Origin of the sequence: Collinsella sp. An7 (genome assembly GCF_002159335.1) — a bacterium.
In the GTDB taxonomy this organism is placed as follows: domain Bacteria; phylum Actinomycetota; class Coriobacteriia; order Coriobacteriales; family Coriobacteriaceae; genus Coprousia.
Map to the genome: position 1 here is coordinate 14,964 of NZ_NFHP01000007.1, position 16,590 is coordinate 31,553.

13 protein-coding genes and 1 tRNA gene are annotated in these 16,590 nt (G+C 64.3%); 2 read left to right on the forward strand and 12 right to left on the reverse strand.

The window, feature by feature from the left end:
• Positions 1-9: 9 nt before the first annotated feature.
• The 9 genes from B5G20_RS08375 to B5G20_RS08415 form a co-directional block, all read right to left on the reverse strand.
• On the reverse strand, positions 10-510 hold the full coding sequence (locus B5G20_RS08375; RefSeq protein ID WP_143750254.1) for an Rrf2 family transcriptional regulator: 501 nt from the start codon (positions 508-510) through the stop codon (positions 10-12).
• An 816-nt stretch (positions 511-1,326) separates the two neighbouring features.
• A tRNA-Asp gene (locus tag B5G20_RS08380) sits at positions 1,327-1,404 on the reverse strand.
• A gap of 159 nt (positions 1,405-1,563) precedes the next feature.
• Positions 1,564-2,031, reverse strand: coding sequence for a YfcE family phosphodiesterase (locus tag B5G20_RS08385; protein ID WP_087356464.1), 468 nt, complete (start codon positions 2,029-2,031; stop codon positions 1,564-1,566).
• A 180-nt stretch (positions 2,032-2,211) separates the two neighbouring features.
• On the reverse strand, positions 2,212-2,928 hold the full coding sequence (locus B5G20_RS08390) for a LytTR family DNA-binding domain-containing protein (protein ID WP_087356465.1): 717 nt from the start codon (positions 2,926-2,928) through the stop codon (positions 2,212-2,214).
• A gap of 113 nt (positions 2,929-3,041) precedes the next feature.
• Complete coding sequence (locus tag B5G20_RS08395; protein WP_087356466.1) at positions 3,042-4,499, reverse strand: histidine kinase; 1,458 nt, start codon at positions 4,497-4,499, stop codon at positions 3,042-3,044.
• A gap of 3 nt (positions 4,500-4,502) precedes the next feature.
• On the reverse strand, positions 4,503-5,693 hold the full coding sequence (locus B5G20_RS08400; protein ID WP_087356467.1) for a glycosyltransferase: 1,191 nt from the start codon (positions 5,691-5,693) through the stop codon (positions 4,503-4,505).
• A 121-nt stretch (positions 5,694-5,814) separates the two neighbouring features.
• Positions 5,815-6,402 carry a QueT transporter family protein gene (locus tag B5G20_RS08405; RefSeq protein WP_087356468.1) on the reverse strand — a complete coding sequence of 196 codons (588 nt, stop codon included), beginning with the start codon at positions 6,400-6,402 and terminating at the stop codon, positions 5,815-5,817.
• A gap of 166 nt (positions 6,403-6,568) precedes the next feature.
• Positions 6,569-7,819 carry an MFS transporter gene (locus B5G20_RS08410; protein ID WP_087356469.1) on the reverse strand — a complete coding sequence of 417 codons (1,251 nt, stop codon included), beginning with the start codon at positions 7,817-7,819 and terminating at the stop codon, positions 6,569-6,571.
• 174 nt (positions 7,820-7,993) lie between these two features.
• Positions 7,994-8,938, reverse strand: coding sequence for a zinc dependent phospholipase C family protein (locus tag B5G20_RS08415; protein WP_087356470.1), 945 nt, complete (start codon positions 8,936-8,938; stop codon positions 7,994-7,996).
• A 221-nt stretch (positions 8,939-9,159) separates the two neighbouring features.
• On the opposite strand from B5G20_RS08415, the gene B5G20_RS08420 reads away from it, so the two are divergent.
• A complete protein-coding gene (locus B5G20_RS08420; RefSeq protein ID WP_239286941.1) occupies positions 9,160-9,990 on the forward strand; it encodes a C39 family peptidase in 831 nt (276 codons plus the stop codon).
• Between the two features lie 265 nt (positions 9,991-10,255).
• Here the strand turns inward: B5G20_RS08420 and B5G20_RS08425 are convergent, their stop codons facing one another.
• The 3 genes from B5G20_RS08425 to B5G20_RS08435 form a co-directional block, all read right to left on the reverse strand.
• Complete coding sequence (locus tag B5G20_RS08425; RefSeq protein WP_087356541.1) at positions 10,256-12,154, reverse strand: ABC transporter ATP-binding protein; 1,899 nt, start codon at positions 12,152-12,154, stop codon at positions 10,256-10,258.
• Between the two features lie 163 nt (positions 12,155-12,317).
• On the reverse strand, positions 12,318-14,120 hold the full coding sequence (locus B5G20_RS08430; protein ID WP_087356471.1) for an ABC transporter ATP-binding protein: 1,803 nt from the start codon (positions 14,118-14,120) through the stop codon (positions 12,318-12,320).
• The gene (locus B5G20_RS08435) at positions 14,113-14,646 is read right to left on the reverse strand and encodes a MarR family transcriptional regulator (RefSeq protein ID WP_087356472.1); all 534 of its coding nucleotides are present in this window, start codon (positions 14,644-14,646) and stop codon (positions 14,113-14,115) included. The genes B5G20_RS08430 and B5G20_RS08435 overlap by 8 nt, the downstream gene beginning before the upstream one ends.
• A gap of 425 nt (positions 14,647-15,071) precedes the next feature.
• Here B5G20_RS08435 and B5G20_RS08440 point away from each other — a divergent pair, with 425 nt between their 5' ends.
• The gene (locus B5G20_RS08440) at positions 15,072-16,193 is read left to right on the forward strand and encodes a class I SAM-dependent methyltransferase (RefSeq protein ID WP_087356473.1); all 1,122 of its coding nucleotides are present in this window, start codon (positions 15,072-15,074) and stop codon (positions 16,191-16,193) included.
• Positions 16,194-16,590 lie beyond the last annotated feature (397 nt).

The following is a 16,590-nucleotide window of genomic DNA, read 5'->3' on the forward strand; positions in this document are numbered from 1 at the left end:
CTCGCGAGGTTAGGCGCTCGGCTCGGCATCGAGCTGCCACGAAGGGCCGCAGCCCGCATACGAGCAGAACGAGTCTCGGTCGGCAAACTGTCCGCTCACCGCGGGGAACTTGCGACGGAGCACCACGTCCTCGAGCGTCACCGAATCGAGGTAGTCGGCCACGAGCGCCGTGAGGCCGTTCCACAGCGGATGAAAGCAGCACGTATCCATGCGGTCGCACGCGCCATCGGGCGCCGTGCAGTCGTTAAAGTAGAGCGGCCCCTGCACCGCCTCGACCACCTGGCGAATCGTAACCTCGGCCGGGTCGACCTTGAGGCGCATGCCGCCGTGAACACCGCGCAGGCTCTCGATGATCCCAGCCTGCACCAAACCGTGCTGGATGGAACGCGCAAACGAATACGGAACGTTTACCTGGTCGGCAGCCGTACGCACAGAGAGCAGGCCGTCGCCGCCCTCCACGAGCATAGAGAGAATGCGCAGCGCGTAGTCAGTCTTTCTCGAGATATCCATTCCGTCCCCTCGCGGCATGCTCCCGGCAAGAGACGAACTTGCGCGGTGGTAGCCATTGCATGATATCGGTAAATTGTTACACAGCAGGTACTATACCATCGACTGCATGGGCGCCCGCCGTCTGCACGGTTTTACAACAACGCGCGATAGGGAGGCCCGGCGCAGCCCGGGACCCTAGGGTCAGGGAGGCGCCGACTAGAGCCGTTGCGCCCCGGATGGGAGCGACGAGGCGAATCGGAACGAAGACGGGACGTGCACCGATGCTCGACGCTCGAAGTGCCTTAGCCAGCATCTCCCCCAGAAGGCTTATAAAGTGCACCAACCCCATGGTAAAGAGCAGGGTCTCGTCACACCCTAAAATCCCGATGCAAACGGCAGCTTAACACCATGCTCGAAAAACTTCGCGTCAATGTAAGGATGGAATCGCGTCCTGCAGAGTAGAGCCAACAAGACATGCAGAAAACCTGCTGGTAGATGCGTTATCCATTTTTGGGCTACTTGGCAAAGCCCAATTCCATCCTTACATTGACGCGAAGTTTTATGCGAAGCGTGTTAAGCGAGGGCTTAGTCCCGCCAAAAATGGAAATTTCGGCATACTGTCCACTCTCGGAAGAGCCGCCTCGAGCTTCTGAGAAATTGGGGATGCAGTGACATGGTTTTCCGACGTCTAGCTGCTCTGATAGGAGTGCATCGGGCGCACGTTCCACCCTTTAACCCGCACAACCACGAGCATTATTGACCATCGGAAAGGGCAGCAGAAGTCTTCAAAAGCAAAACAGCTCACCCGGATTTACCGGATGAGCTGCTGTTTTGCAATGGCGGGAAGTACGGGGCTCGAACCCGCGACCTCCGACGTGACAGGCCGGCGCTCTAACCAAACTGAGCTAACTCCCCTCAGCAAATGCTGCGGTGGTAAGTATACACAGAACCGCTCCGTATGCGCAAGCCCTTTTTCAGCATTTTTTAAAAACAGGCCAAAAAAGAAGGTTTACGCAGGTCACGGGCCCACAACAAGCAGCCCGCACGCACACCGGCGGCACGGCGCGCGCAAAACTACACCCAAGCGCTCTCCAGCTTAACCAGATCGACCGAGACGACCTTGCCGTCCTCCACGAACATCCGCGCCATGCTGGGGATCGCCGTCCCGCGCGGGCTCGTGGCAGAGCCCGGGTTTACCACAAGGCAGCGCCCCTGCTCGGCGATCCGCGCGCGATGCGTGTGGCCGCAGACGCCCACGTCGACCGCGCCCACCGGCAGGTCCTCGCGGTAGTGCGACACCGCAAACGTCAGCCCCTCATACACAAAGGTGTTAAGGCGCTCCAGCGGCGGCTCGTAGTTGTAGTAGTAGGTATCGTTGTTGCCCAGCACGCCCTCAACCGGTGCGATGGTCTGGAGCTTCTCCCAGTCGGCCTCTGAGGTGAGGTCGCCCGCGTGGATGATGAGGTCGGCGCCGGCAAGCTCCGTAAGGAGGGAGCGCGAGAGGCGGCCGTGCGTGTCGGAGATGATGTCGATGCGCTTCATGGGCACGTGTCCTTTTGCTCGGTATCCGAGCAGGCAGTGTAGCACATCGGCCGGTCGCCCGCAGAATCTCCGCAGCTCGCAGGCCAAAATAGAGGTTGTATGGGGAGGGGGTTGCTCGTGCCCGGTAAAACCGCGGCAAAACGCCGGCGCCAAGTGGCGGCGGCAACCGCGGGAGCGCCCCTACAGGCTCAGCGCCTTCTTGAGCGGCACCACGCGACGGCGGCTCACGGGCACGCGCTCGTCGGTGCCGGTGATGCCCAGCTGGATGGCGCCGGAGGGCACGGTCTCCACGTCCTCCACGCAGGCGAGGTTGACGATATAACGGCGATGCACCCGGAAGAACCCGAAGTCGCCGAGCTTTGCCTCAAACTGCGCGAGCGAGGTGGTGGAGAGGAAGCGGTCGTCGTCGGTGTAGATGCAAGAGTAGTCGTCCTTGGCCATGATGTAGCGAATCTGATCGACGGGGATGAGCACCTTGCGGCCGCCCTTCTCCACGGGAATCCGCTCGATGCTCGACTTGGTCTCGGCCTGCGGCTTAACATGCGCCGCCACCTTGGCAAGCGCGCGCTCGAGACGCTCCTCCTCCACCGGCTTGAGCAGATAATCGACGGCGTCGACGTCAAACGCCTCCACGGCGTGATCGCTATAGGCGGTCACAAAGACCACCGCGGGCGGGTTCTTGAGCTTGTGCAGCGCCTCGGCCAGCTGCAAACCCGAGGCACTCGGCATCGAAATATCCAAGAAGACGACGTCGACTCGATTCTCCATGAGCTTCTCGATGGCAGAGCGCACGCTCGACGCCTCGATGATAGAGGCAACCTTGCCCGTCTGCTCCAGCAGAAAACGCAGCTCGGAGCGAGCAGGGGCCTCATCGTCGACAATCATGGCACGCAGCATAGACGCAAATCCCTTCGAACCTGTCTCTTGTTCCCCTAGCGCCGGAGGCGAGATTCCTCATCGAACACGGGGTCATAGCGGCAACGTGCACCGCGCACGTGCGCAACGATTAGTTATTTTACTCCATCCTCGCGCGCGAAGATGCTGTCGACCAAATTGAGGTGCAACGTGACCGTTGTGCCCTCGCCGGGGGCCGACTGTACGCGCGCAAACGAGTGCGGACCGTAGAAGCGGCGGATGCGCTCGGAGATGTTGTGCATGGCCACGCCCGCGCCGCTACCCTGGGGCGCGTGCACGTCGGGCTTGGGGAGCGACGCATCAAAGAGCCGCGCCGCCGTCTCCTCGTCCATGCCCACGCCGTCGTCGGAAACCTCGATGACGACGGCGTTCACCGGGGCGGCCGCATCGGCGTCATCGACGGCCGCGCCCGCCGCGGCAGCCCGGTCCACGCCCGTCGCATCGCCGCCCTCCGCGGCTCGCCCGCCCTCGTCCTCCGGGGCATCGGCGCGCACCCGCACGGCGATGTGGAGCGGCCCTTCGTCGGAAAGCGCATGCCGCACGGCGTTCTCTACCAGCGGCTGGATCAAAAACGCGGGCACGAGCGTGTCGGCCACGTCGTCGTCGACCTCAAACGTGGCCTGGATGCGGTCTTCGCCAAAGCGGGCCTGCTCAAAGGTGAGGTAGCGCCGGGTCTGCGCCACCTCGCGCTCCACGGGGATGAGCGATCCGGAGTTGTCGAGCGTGGAACGGTAGAACGCCGAGAACTCGCGCAGAAGCTCGCGGGCACGCATGGGATCGGTGCGGGTAAACGACGCGATGGTGTTGAGCGTGTTAAAGAGAAAGTGCGGGTTGATCTGCGCCTGCAGCGCGCGGACCTCGGCGCGGGCCGTGAGCTCCTCCTGCAGCTCGAGCTCGTGGATGGCGAGCTGCGTAGAGAGCAGCTCGGCAAAGCCCGTGACCAGCGCGTACTGCGTGCGGTTGACGAGCCGCGGCGACGAGAAGTAGAACTTGAGCGCTCCCTCGGTGCGCTCCCCCACCTTGAGCGGGGCGATGATCCCCGCCGGAATCTGCCGAGGCTTGCCGTCCTCGCTCCGGGCCACCGCCCCGTGCATAAACGACTGCGCGAGCCCGTGCTCGATCACGTAGTGCGTAGCGCGCGTGTGGATGGGCGAGCCCGGCGGAAAGTCCTCCACCATGTCGCCCACGCAGGCCAGCACACGCTCGGTATCGGTGATGGCGATGGTGCTCGCGCGCGTCTGCGGCATGAGGCGCTCGCAAATGGCCGTCGCGGCCTCGGCGGTGAGGCCGTCCTTGAGGTTCTCGAGCATCTCGGAGGCAACCGAGAGCGTCTCTTCGGTATAGCGCGAGCGCAGGGTGTCGGGGTTGCGGCAAAGTCTCACAAACAGCACGAAGAACACCGCAAAGGCCACGGTGGCGATGCCGGTGAGGGTAAACTCCACGCGCGCCACCAGCAGATAGAGCAGCGTCACGGCCACGATGAGCGCGCAGACGACCGTCCCCGCCCAGAGCGCCACGTCGGCGGCGTGCCGCCCCCGATAGGTTGAAGCCATCTCTTACGCATCCTCCCACAGCTTGGCGAGCTCGCGGTTGTTCCACAGCCCCTCGATGATTCCTGGCCAGAAGCTCGCAAAACGCAGGTAGGCGTCTTGGTAGGCGGCGGCATAGCGCTCGGCCTCGTGGCGGCCACGGCGCCAGATACGCAGGTAGCCCAGGTGTTCGCGCGTAAAGAGCGCGCGCACGAGCGCCGTCTTGCGCACCCGGTCGTCCAGCTCCGCCGAGACCCACGGCCCCGGATAGGGCATGAGCGAGGCGGGCGTGACGGCGGTGAGGTCGTTCTGCCGGCTCGCATAGGCGAGCTTCGCCCGTTCATAGTACCAGCGATAGACGTCCTGCATAAAGCGCGGCGCGCGCTGGGTGCTTTCGGGCGGCAGGTGGCGCACGACCCACTCGTTGTCAAACCACATGTCGAGCCCCATAAGGCGCAGGTTAAAGAGGTAGTCGAGGTCCTCGCCGCGCGTAATGAACGGATCGAAGGCCACCCGGGCAAAGGCCCGCGCGTGAATGGCGAGGCAGCCGCCGCAGACGTAATTGGAGCGCGAGATGCGCGTGCCGGAGAGGGCACGTTTCATCCAGGCGTTGAACTCCGAGCGCTTGGTCCACCAGCGATGGGTGATCCCGGCCTTGGTGGAGTCGGCATAGGGCGAGCCCGACCGGTCGAAGAAGTACCCCGACTTGGCAAGGATGGGGAGCCCTTGGCGGGTCTCGTGGCCGAGGGCGTAGAGCGCGCGGCGCATGAAGTCGGGGCCGAGCACAACCTCGTCGTCGTCCAGAAAGATCACCGCGTCGTGCGCAAAGATCGAAGCAACGGCGAGGCCCATGTTGCGGATGGCACCGTAGCCGCGCAGCGACACGCACTCCCCCGTGCCCGTGGGGGCGAGGTCGCCCACGCGGTCGGCGATGCGGGCCGCCTCGACGTTAGTGACGGTCGTTATGGTAAGGCGCGGATGGTTGCGAACGATCTCGGCCACGCGGCGCGCCACCTCCACGGTGGCGGACTTGGGACAGACCACGAGCAGGATGATGCGCGGCAGATCGCGCACCTGCTCGAGCGACGCTAGGCAGCGCTCGAGCTCGGGCCGTGCGGCACCGAGCTCGGTGGTGTGATCGTATGCTCCGGGCGACTGCAGGTTCTCGCTCCCACTCGCCCAGTATGTCGGGATGACGATCGCGGCTCTTAGTGCCATCGTGCTCACGCTCCCCTGCCCCGGTCTGGCGGTGCCGCGCCTGCACCGTCTGCCCTACCGTATCGCGGGTGTCTCGCACGAGCCGGCGAGCCGGGGCGGGGCGTCTAGAGGCGCGGCTCCGTTATGCCGCGCGACCGGCACCCGCGCCAAAGGGCGACGCGTCCTTAAAGTACGGGGCGCGGGCCAGCGAGCGCGCGAGGGGGTACCCTAGCACATACATGATAACCGCTTCGCCGGCGCCGGTGGTCACAAGGCCAAAGAGGTACATGAGGGGATAGGCCCCGTCGAGCGAGATGCTCGTAAAGGGAATGGTGTAAAAGCCCGTTGCCGTGAGGAGGATGGGCAGATACGCCGGAACGATGACGGCGTTGGCCACAACCGGGCCCAGGAGCGCCACAACCGGATGGCGGCGGAGCTTCCAGGTGATAAACGCGCCCGCGCACGTGGCGGCCGAGCCGAAGACCACGTCGAGGAGCCCCAAGGCCCCCGTGCCCGAGAGCGCGATGTTAGCGAGGTTGGCGATGGCGCAGCCGAGCGTGAGCCCGGGGATGGCGTTGGGTGTAAAGAGCGCAAGCGCGCACAGGGCCTCGGACACGCGGAACTGCACCGGGCCCCAGGCGAGGTTGCCCAAGAAGAGCATGGTCATGAGCGTGCACGCGGCGTAGACGGCCGCGATCATGCCCGTTTGGGCGATACGATTGGATTTCATGCTGAGCGTTCACCTTCTGTTCTGTGGAGGGCTTTACTGATGCCCATAAGCCCTCCCCACCGCCGGTGAGCGCGCATCGCCCATGGGTCATTTGGGGACGTGTTCCATCTGACCCATTTTGCGGCAATGAGTCAGATGGAACACGTCCCCAAATGACCCATGGCGCTTAGGCGACACCCTTGATGTGGGCAAGCCTCATGAGCATGACAAGGCCCACGACCAGCAGGATCCCGATGGAAAGCACTCCTAAAGAAGGATCGCCCGTGAGCGCTGTCACGACAGATACTAGCAGAGTTCCCATAACAGAGGCGTAGCGGCCAAAGATGTCAAAGAACCCGTAGTACTCGTTAGCGTGGACTTTGGGGATGAGTTTGCCAAAGTAGCTGCGGCTGAGCGCCTGGATGCCGCCCTGGAACATGCCCACCAAGACGGCGAGGATCCAGAACTCAACCGCCGTCTGGAGGAAGAACGCTGCAAAGAGCACGATCGCCACGTACGCCACCACGGCCACGATGATCATGCGGAGCGTACCGAAGCGGCCGGCGAGCCTGCCGTAGGCAATCGCCGAGGGAAACGCCACGAACTGCGTGACGAGCAGCGCCAAGATGAGCTGCGTGGAGTCGATGCCGAGCGAGGTGCCATAGGTGGTGGCCATCGAGATGACCGTATGCACGCCGTCGATGTAGAAGAAGAACGCCACCATGTAAACGAGGAGCGCCCGGTTGCGCGCGATGCGGCGCATGGTCTCGGCAAGGCCACGGAAGGTCTTGGCAACCTCGCCGCCAAAGGTCTCGCCCGGCTTGAGCTCCTTGCCGTAGCGCTGGCGATAGGTGCGCACGAGCGGGATGGTAAAGGCGAGCCACCAGACGCCCGTGACCACAAACGAGAGACGCGTGGCGAGCATCATGTTGAGCCCCAAAACCGAGGGCCCGAGCATGATGAGCGCGATGCACACGATAAACGGCACGCACGAGCCCACGTAGCCCCAGGCGTACCCCGAGCTCGAGACCGCATCCATGCGCTCGTCGGTGGTGACATCGGGGAGCATGGCGTCGTAGAAGGTCATGGAGCTGTTGAGGCCGATGGTGCAGAGCACGTAGAGCACCAGAAACGGCATGGCGCTCATGGGGATGGCCTGCGCAAAGCAGAGCACGAGCCCCGTAAGGAAGAACCCAAGGAAGAACTTGATCTTGTTGCCGGCAAAGTCGGCGAGGGACCCCAGAATGGGCATGAGGAGCGCCACCACGAGCGAGGCGATGGTCTGGGCGTTTGCCCACGCCGTGACGAGCTCGGCCGAGTTGGCGGCGGTGTTGATGGCATCGAAGTAGATCGGAACAACCGAGGTGTTGAGCAGCACGAGGGCCGAGTTGCCCACGTCGTACATAACCCAGTTCCGTTCGAGCTTGGTGTACTTCATCGCGTCCCCTCTCGTTGGTACATACCGGTTCATGGTACGTCAACAGAGGTAAAGCGCGCATCAGGTTTTGGTCAGGGAGGGCGCGGCTCATTCTGGGACGGGGTTGTTTTGAGCCATGGACGGCGCCGCGGGCGCCCGCCGTGGCTCAAAACAACCCCGTCCCAGAACGAACCGTTACTCCTCGCGGTCGAACTCCTCGCTTGCGTCGAGCACACGACCTGAGTAGTTGATGTGGCCAGTCAGCTCGGCGAGCTCCGTGCCGTCGATAAAGCGCGCGGCAAGCTCGGCGTAATCGACCAGCGCACGCTCAAAGACCTCCGGGAAGCTCTCGTTGGACGCCTCGCGCGTAAAGGGATTCTCCCATGCCCGGTGCGCCAGGTTGCCCGCACCGGCGGGCGGCTCGGTCGTTACGCGGTGCGCGAGCGACGCCACGAGCGAGTAGTCCTTGACGAGCCCCTCGAGGGTGCCCAGCGTAAACGAGAGCGGCGAGCCCGCGGGCTCAATCAGGCGATAGGCGAGCTTCATGTCGGCCACGGCACCGCCGTACTCGGCCGCGCCCACGTGGAGGCCGTAGACGCTCGTGGCCACGTAGCTCATGAGCGCGCCGGCCACCTTGTTGATGCGCGCCGTGGTAACGAGCTCGCTCTCGGGCGGATAGTCGGCCGTGGTGGCGCCGTCGCGCTTGAGCTGGAGCATCAGCACGTCGAGATCGGCCTCGATGATGCCGTGGATCTGCGAGCCCGCCGCGTCGAGCGAGGGGTCGACCTCCTGGATGCCCCACTGCTGCGCGTACACAAAGGGGTGCGCCACGCGGTCGAGCGCGTAGTGCGAGAGAAGGCCCAGCGCAAAGGCGCGCCCAACGCCCGCATCGTGATGGTGCAGATGACGGACGCCGTCGTGCAGCGCCTGGAACTGCCGGGTCGTGCGGCAGCGGTGCATGCTCCGACCGAGCTCCATGCAGTTCTTGGCGTTGAGCGAGCGCACGTGGAAGAAGAACGGGTCGGGGCCCTGGTTGGCAATGAGAAACGCGGCGCGCTCGTCCTCGGAGGTGATGGTGTCGAGCGGTAGGCGATCGATGCTCTCCTCGCCAAAGAGGTGATGGGTAATCAGCGCAGGCATAGCGGTCCTTTCGCTCCAGGTGCCGGGCGGCGGCCCCGGGTCGTTCGTGCTTGACACCCATTATTCCCCATCGGGAGCAATCGACACAGCTATTGACGGCAGAGTACCGCATCCGGGTCGTCTGATTGCGGCGCGTGGCATCCCGGCGCGTGTCACCCCGATGCGCGCCAGCTGGCCAGACCCCGGTTAGCGAAATCTTAGGAACCCGTTCAAGCGCCGTTATGGCGAGCACCCGTATCGTGGCCCTGTACGGCAACGATACGACGGGGGCGGACATGAGCACCTACGAGACGAGCAGCTACGGCACGCGCATCTGGCGGAAGGGACGGACGACACCGAGGCGGTGCGCAACCCGACCCGACACTACGATGATCTTTGCCGCGCCGAGGCGGAGGCGGTTCCCCGCTGTGCTGGCGGTGGCAGCGCTCGGCATCGCGCTCGTTGTGGCGCTCGGAGCACCGGCAATCGCCTCGCTCGGACGACTGCTGAGTGCCGGAGCTGCGGGCGCTGCCACCGGGGCGGACTCGGGCGGTGCAGCATCGACCCCGGTCTCCGACTGGCGGCGCGGTGAGGTGCCGTTTCTCTACCAGACCGACCCCACATGGGCGAATGAGCCGTATGCGGGCGGCACCATCCGCGAGAACGGCTGCGGCCCTACGTGCCTCGCCATGGTCTACGTGGACCTCACGGGTAAGACCGACCACGGCCCGGCCGAGATGGCCGCACTGAGCGAGCGGGGCGGCTACACCGTGGACGGCATGACAGCCTGGGCCTTTATGACCGAAGGCGCCGCCGAGCTCGGCCTCTCCTCCTCCGAGGTCCCTGCCGACGCCGACCGCCTGCGCGCCGAGCTCGAGGCGGGCCACCCCGTCATCGCGAGCGTGCGCCCCGGCGACTTTACGACCACGGGCCACTTTATCGTGCTCGCCGGCCTGGCCAAGAACGGCGAGCTCATCGTCCACGACCCCAACAGCCCCGAGCGGAGCGCCCAAACCTGGGACATCGAGCGCGTACTCAGCCAATGCAACAACCTCTGGGCATTCTCGGTCTAGCGGGAAAGCGCGGCGCCCGGGAACGGCCCAGCCGGCCCCGCACGCTCTGCCGCCCCTCCAACCCACGGCGCGCAGGGGAAGCCTCGGGCGTCTCGCGGTGCGAGTCGCGAAGCGAGGCCGCAGGCCGCCGAGCGCCGAGAGACGCCCGGGGCCTCCCCTACGTCCGGGAACGAACACCGCGACACAAGAAAAGGAGGCGCCGCACAACCGTGCAGCGCCCCCGTCCACCCCGCCAGACCGCAGCCCAGCAGCATGTAGCAAGCGGTTACTCCAGCTCAAACGCTCCGGTGTAGAGCTGGTAGTACGTACCGCGCTTGGCGATCAGCTCGTCATGGCTGCCGCGCTCGATAATGCGACCGTGGTCGAGCACGATGATCGCGTCAGAGTTGCGGACGGTCGAGAGTCGGTGCGCAATCACAAAAGTCGTGCGGCCGTTCATGAGGGCGTCCATACCGCGCTGCACGATGGCCTCGGTGCGCGTGTCGATGGAAGACGTCGCCTCGTCGAGGATCATGACCGGCGGGTCGGCCACCGCGGCGCGGCTGATCGACAGCAGCTGGCGCTGGCCCTGGGAGAGGTTGGAGCCGTTGTCGGTGAGCATCGTCTGGTACCCCTCGGGCAGGCGCTCGATGAAGCCGTGCGCGCCCGCGAGCTTGGCGGCGGCGATGCACTCCTCGTCCGTAGCGTCGAGACGGCCGTAGCGGATGTTGTCCATCACGGTGCCGGTAAAGAGGTTCACGTCCTGCAGCACCATACCGAGCGAACGGCGGAGGTCATCCTTGCGGATCTTGTTGACGTTGATGCCGTCGTAGCGGATCTTGCCGTCCTGAATGTCGTAGAAGCGGTTGATGAGGTTCGTGATCGTGGTCTTGCCGGCGCCCGTCGCGCCCACGAAGGCGATCTTCTGGCCCGGCTTCGCCCAGACCGAGATGTCGTGCAGCACCGTGTGGCCCGGCTTGTAGCCAAAGTCCACGTCGTAGAGGCGCACGTCGCCCTCAAGCGGCACGAGTTCGACGGTGCCGTCGTGATGCGGCCACTTCCACGCCCAACGGCCGGTGCGCTTCGTGGTCTCCACGAGCTCGCCGTTCTGCATCTTGGTGTTGACGAGCGTAACGTAGCCCTCATCGTGCTCGGGCTCCTCGTCCATAAGCTCAAACAGGCGCTCGGCACCCGCGAGGCCCATGACCACGGCGTTGATCTGTTGCGAGATCTGACCGATCTGGCCGGCAAACTGCTTGGTCATGTTAAGGAACGGCACCGCCACGGCGATGGTGAGCGGCAGGCCCGAAAGCGAGACGTTAGGCACCTGGTAGGCGATAAACACGCCGCCCATGAGCGCCACCACCACATAGAGCAGGTTGCCGAGGTTCATAAGGATGGGGCCGAGCGTGTTGGTGTACATGTTTGCGGCGCGCGACGCGCGGAAGAGTGCCTCGTTGCGCACGTCAAAGTCCTCCTGCGCCGCCTGCTCGTGGCAGAAGACCTTCACGACGCGCTGGCCGTTCATGATCTCCTCGACGTGGCCCTCGACGACACCGATCTCCTTCTGCTGCGCCACAAAGTTGCGCGCAGAGCGACCGCCGAGCACCTTGGTCATGTAGGCCATGAAGAGCACGCCGGCAAACACCACCAAGAAGAGCCATAGGCTGTAGTAGACCATAACGCAGGTCACCGAGCAGATGGTGACGATGGTGAGCGTGATGTTGGGTAGCGACTGCCCGATCATCTGACGCAGCGTATCGATATCGTTGGTGTAGTGGCTCATGATATCGCCGCGCTGGTGCGTATCGAAGTAGCTGATGGGCAGGTCCTGCATATGGTCGAAGAGCCGCTCGCGGAACTTCTCGAGCGAGCCCTGCGTGATGATGGCCATCATACGGGTGTAGCTGAAGTTGAGCACGAGAATCACGCAGTACATGCCGATAAGCGTGAGCGTGAGCGTAGTAATCTGCCCAGACACGCTCGCCCAATCGCCCGTCTGCCACACCGCGGTCACGATCTCAAGCGCACGCTGCATAAACGTGGCGGGGAGCGTCCCCAGAATACCCGAGATCACGATGCACACGAGCACGAGCGGCAGCATCTTGGGATAGAACGAGAAGAGCGTCTTGATGGTGCGCACAAGCGTCTTTAGCCGCACACCCGCGCCCTTCTTTTTGGGCATGGCGCGGCGGCCTGCGACGTTTTGACGTGTATCGTTCTCATCAATAACGCGCGGGTCGCGCTTCTGCGGCGCGGGGTAGGAGTTGTCATCGCCGCCGGAGGCTTTGCTTCCCATCGGCTCAAGCGCGGCGCGCTCCTCGGGCGTGAGCCCGGCATCCTTCCTCTTACCGCTCATCGGCGACACCCCCTTCCGTTGCCGGGACATCCAAGGCGGGCGCCTCGGTGCCCTCGATATCCTCGCTGGTGCGGTTCTGCGAGATGTAGGTCTCGCGGTAGATATCACAGCTCTCCATCAGCTCGTCGTGCGTGCCGAGACCGGCGATGCGGCCATTGTCGAGCACGAGGATGCGGTCGGCGTGCTCCACGGAGCTCGTGCGCTGCGCGATGATGATCTTGGTGGTCTCGGGCAGGTACTGCGCCAAACCCTCGCGAATGAGCGCATCGGTCTTGGTATCGACGGCAGACGTCGAGTCGTCCAGGATGAGGACCTTGGGGTGCTTGAGCAGGGCACGCGCGATGCAGAGGCGCTGCTTCTGACCGCCGGAGACGTTGGTGCCGCCCTGCTCGATGTAGGTGTCGTACTTCTGCGGGAAGCCCTGAATGAACTCGTCTGCCTGCGCGAGCTTGCAGACCTCGACGAGCTCGTCGTAGGAGGCATCCGGGTCGCCCCAGCGCAGGTTTTCCTTAATGGTGCCCGAGAACAGTACGTTTTTCTGCAGCACGACAGCCACGTTGTTGCGCAGGAACTCGAGGTCGTAGTCGCGCACGTCCACGCCGCCCACTTTGACCGAGCCCTCGGTCACATCGTAGAGGCGGCTGATGAGGTTCACGAGCGAGGTCTTTGCCGAACCGGTTCCGCCCATGATGCCGATGGTCTCACCGCTTGCGATATGCAGGTCGATGTCGGTCAGGGCCGCGTTCTCGGCCTTCTCGGAATACTTGAAGGTCACGCCGTTGAAGTCAATGGCGCCGTCCGCCATCTCGGTGACCGGGTTCTCCGGGTTCTTGATGGTGGGCACGGTCTCGATGACCTCAACGATGCGCTCGGCGGACTCCTGCGCCATGGTGATCATGGCAAAGACCATCGACACCATCATAAGGGCCATGAGAATCATGAAGCCGTAGGTGGTGAGCGCCGAGAACTGACCGACGTTTAGGGCCACGCCGTGCGTGGAGACGATGAGGTAGCTGCCGAACTGGATCACCACGGCGAATACGGTGAACACGGCGAGGTTCATCATGGGCGTGTTGAGAGCGAGGATCTTCTCTGCCTTGGTGAAGTCGCGGCAGACGTCCTGCGCCGCACGGCCGAACTTCTCTTTCTCAAAATCTTGGCGCACGTAGCTCTTGACGTCACGCATGCCGGTGACGTTCTCCTCGATCGACTCGTTCAGCGCGTCGTACTTGTGGAAGACGGCGCGGAAGATCGGGTGCACGGTGCGCACGACCTTATAGAGGCCAAAGCCCAGGATCGGGACCACGATGACGTACACGATTGCCATGGGGCCGCCCATCACAAAGCCCATGATGATGCCGGCGAGCAGCAGCATGGGGCAGCGGATAGCGGTGCGGATAATCATCATGTAGGCGAGCTGCACGTTCATGATGTCGGTTGTGAGGCGCGTCACGAGCGAAGAGCTCGAGAACTGGTCGATGTTGGCGAAGCTGAAGCGCTGGACGGCGGCGAACACGTCGTGGCGCAGGTTCTTGGCAAAGCCGCAGCTGGCCTCGGAGCAGGTCAGGCCGGCGCCGATGCCAAAGGCGAGCGACGCGAGCGCCATCGCGACGAGGATCCCCGCGTACGGAAGCATATCGGCCACCGTCGCGCCCGCCTGAATGGCGTTGATGAGCTGGGCGGTCACGAACGGGATCGCCACCTCCATGACGACCTCGCCCGACACGATGAGCGGCGTGGCGATAGCCGCCTTCTTATACTCACGGATGCTTGCCATGAGAGTTTTAAGCATCTAGTTCCTCCCATCTGGTACGAATGCGGCGGAGCATACCGAGCAACTCGAGCTTCTCGGCATCGGTCAGGCAGGTGAACGCCTCGCTCCTAAAGCGCGTACGGCTCTCCTGCTCTAAGCGCGCCTGCTCCACCCCCGCCTCGGTCAGGCGGATGGTAAGCTGCCGGCGATCCTCCGGATTGCGCTCGCGTTCGATGAGGCCAGCGACCTCCATCTTGTTGAGCACCTCCGACAGCGACCCGGGCTTGAGCTCAAAGCTCGCACCGAGCTCCTGCTGCGACACGTCCCCACCGCGCTTGGCGATGAAGCAGATGATAGGCGCTCGCCCGGACATGCCTCCGCCGTGGAAGTGCATGTAGTGTCCGCAGAAGCCGAGGCCGTGCAGCAGCTCCTTGGCGAGATCGTCCGCAGTGAGGACGGCGTCGCTGGCGGGGGCAGCCTCGGGCGCGGCGCTGGCGTCAGCTGCGGCATCAGAAGCGCCCGCTACCTGCGACGTTTCCGGCTGATCAGCATGGGATTCCTGCATTCGTTTCACTCCTCTCTCTCCTCCCGTTTCTCTTGAGCGAAAGCAGTCTACTCCCCTTGAGAACAAATCGCAAGGTACCAAATCATTAGGTTTTAAGATTATATGGGTTCATAACAATTGACCCGTCAAACAATGCGCTGGGCATCGTTCTGCCACGGGCGCCGCGCCCGTCTTCCGCACCCTCCGGTGCCCCCGTCTCGCCTTCCCGTACTCTCCGCATCAACCCTCCGCCCGCGCCGCGCCAGCCCGGCGAGCACCGCTCCACCGCGCCTTCCAGTCCGCTCCGCACCACCCCCGCCCTCCGCGCCGCGCACGTCTTCTGCGCCCCAGCTTTTTACTCCCCCACCGCTTGGCACCTGACGCCCATCAGTGCAGAATGGACCCTAACCCGCACGCGACCACAGTAATTAGTAAGGGGAGGCTCCATGGACACCAGCATCGACCCCGACCTCAGCGCACCGCACGCCACGGCCATCGTGGGCGATAACGTGGCGGTGCCCGTGTACCTGGAAGAATCCCAACAGTTTGCCAACCGGCTCAAGAAGGTCGCGCGCCTGCGCCGCAAGTGGGCCGCGCGCGAGGGAGTCAGCTGCTACCGCGTCTACGACGCCGACCTCCCCGACTACGCCGCCGCCATCGACCTCTATCAGGGCGCGGGCGAGACCCCGGGCCGCTGGCTCGTTATCGCCGAGTACGCTGCGCCCAAAACCATCGACCCCCTGCTCGCGCGCGCCCGCATGGCCGACATCCTCGCCCTCGCCCCCGCCGTGCTCGACGTGCCGGCCGAGCACGTCCACGCGCGCGAGCGGCTGCGCGCCCGCGGCGGCTCGCAGTACGCCCTCCAGGCCGCCGGCGCCGATCCGCGCCAGGGCGGCACCGGCGAGCGCGCCGGGGCGACGCGCGGCGACATCTCCGGCAACCCGCTCATCCAAGAGGGCGGCCTCACCTTTGAGGTCAACTTTGACGATTACCTCGATACCGGCATCTTTCTCGACCACCGGGTCACGCGCGGCATGGTGCGCGAGCGGGCGCGCGGTCGGCGCTGGTTTCTCAACCTCTTTGCCTACACCGGCACCGCTACCTGCTACGCCGCCGACGCCGGCGTGGAGGAGACTGTAACCGTGGACCTCTCAAACACCTACCTCGACTGGGCCGAGCGCAATATGGCGCGCAACGGCTTTACCGGGCCCGACCACCATTTTGTGCGCGCGGACGTGATGGCCTGGATCCGTCAGCAGAAGCGGCGGCCGGCCAACCGCTGGGACCTCATCTTCTGCGACCCGCCCACGTTCTCCAACTCGTCGCGCATGTCGCGCGCGAGCTTTGACGTGCAGCGCGACCACGTGGAGCTCATCTCGGGCGTGGCAGACCTCCTCACTCCCGAGGGCGAGGCCATCTTCTCGTGCAATTTACGCTCGTTCCGCCCCGACCTGCGCGCGCTCGGCCGCGCCGGCGTGGAGCTCGAGAACATCACGGCCAAAACCATCCCCGAGGACTTTGCCCGAAACCCGCGCATCCACCAGTGCTACCTGGTGCGCCGCCGCTAGCGCGGGCCGCGGCGCAGCGCACTCCCCGCACGCGATGGCCCTGCCGCATCGCCGACAGGGGCCTGCTAAAACATTTCGGCCCCCGATGTGAGTGTATCTTTTAGAACTCGCGAGCACACCGACTCCAAAACGCGATTCTGGACATCGAATCCCCAGTTGAGCGCTTTATCTAGCCAAAGTGCTACTCGCCCTCTCCAAAAGATCCACTCACATCGGGGGTTGAGTTTCCCTGACGCGCCACAGCGGGCCCTGGGCGCACCCGGCAGATGCCTCCTGCGGGGCGGGCGGCCCGAGCCGGGCGCCAAACCCATAACCAGGCTATAAACCCCAAGGTAGAACCCCTTGCATACCGGTAGGTCTATAGCTATGATGCGATGCTACTAGGCCGGGTGTTCCC

What these genes read in the sequence shown, in the direction of transcription:
- B5G20_RS08410 (WP_087356469.1), bottom strand. Translation starts at nt 7,819, where the DNA reads ATGAAGTACACCAAGCTCGAACGGAACTGGGTTATGTACGACGTGGGC.
- B5G20_RS08420 (WP_239286941.1), top strand. Translation starts at nt 9,160, where the DNA reads ATGGCGAGCACCCGTATCGTGGCCCTGTACGGCAACGATACGACGGGG.
- B5G20_RS08395 (WP_087356466.1), bottom strand. Translation starts at nt 4,499, where the DNA reads ATGGCTTCAACCTATCGGGGGCGGCACGCCGCCGACGTGGCGCTCTGG.
- B5G20_RS08390 (WP_087356465.1), bottom strand. Translation starts at nt 2,928, where the DNA reads ATGCTGCGTGCCATGATTGTCGACGATGAGGCCCCTGCTCGCTCCGAG.
- B5G20_RS08435 (WP_087356472.1), bottom strand. Translation starts at nt 14,646, where the DNA reads ATGCAGGAATCCCATGCTGATCAGCCGGAAACGTCGCAGGTAGCGGGC.
- B5G20_RS08440 (WP_087356473.1), top strand. Translation starts at nt 15,072, where the DNA reads ATGGACACCAGCATCGACCCCGACCTCAGCGCACCGCACGCCACGGCC.
- B5G20_RS08405 (WP_087356468.1), bottom strand. Translation starts at nt 6,402, where the DNA reads ATGAAATCCAATCGTATCGCCCAAACGGGCATGATCGCGGCCGTCTAC.
- B5G20_RS08415 (WP_087356470.1), bottom strand. Translation starts at nt 8,938, where the DNA reads ATGCCTGCGCTGATTACCCATCACCTCTTTGGCGAGGAGAGCATCGAT.
- B5G20_RS08430 (WP_087356471.1), bottom strand. Translation starts at nt 14,120, where the DNA reads ATGCTTAAAACTCTCATGGCAAGCATCCGTGAGTATAAGAAGGCGGCT.
- B5G20_RS08375 (WP_143750254.1), bottom strand. Translation starts at nt 510, where the DNA reads ATGGATATCTCGAGAAAGACTGACTACGCGCTGCGCATTCTCTCTATG.
- B5G20_RS08400 (WP_087356467.1), bottom strand. Translation starts at nt 5,693, where the DNA reads ATGGCACTAAGAGCCGCGATCGTCATCCCGACATACTGGGCGAGTGGG.
- B5G20_RS08425 (WP_087356541.1), bottom strand. Translation starts at nt 12,154, where the DNA reads ATGCCCAAAAAGAAGGGCGCGGGTGTGCGGCTAAAGACGCTTGTGCGC.
- B5G20_RS08385 (WP_087356464.1), bottom strand. Translation starts at nt 2,031, where the DNA reads ATGAAGCGCATCGACATCATCTCCGACACGCACGGCCGCCTCTCGCGC.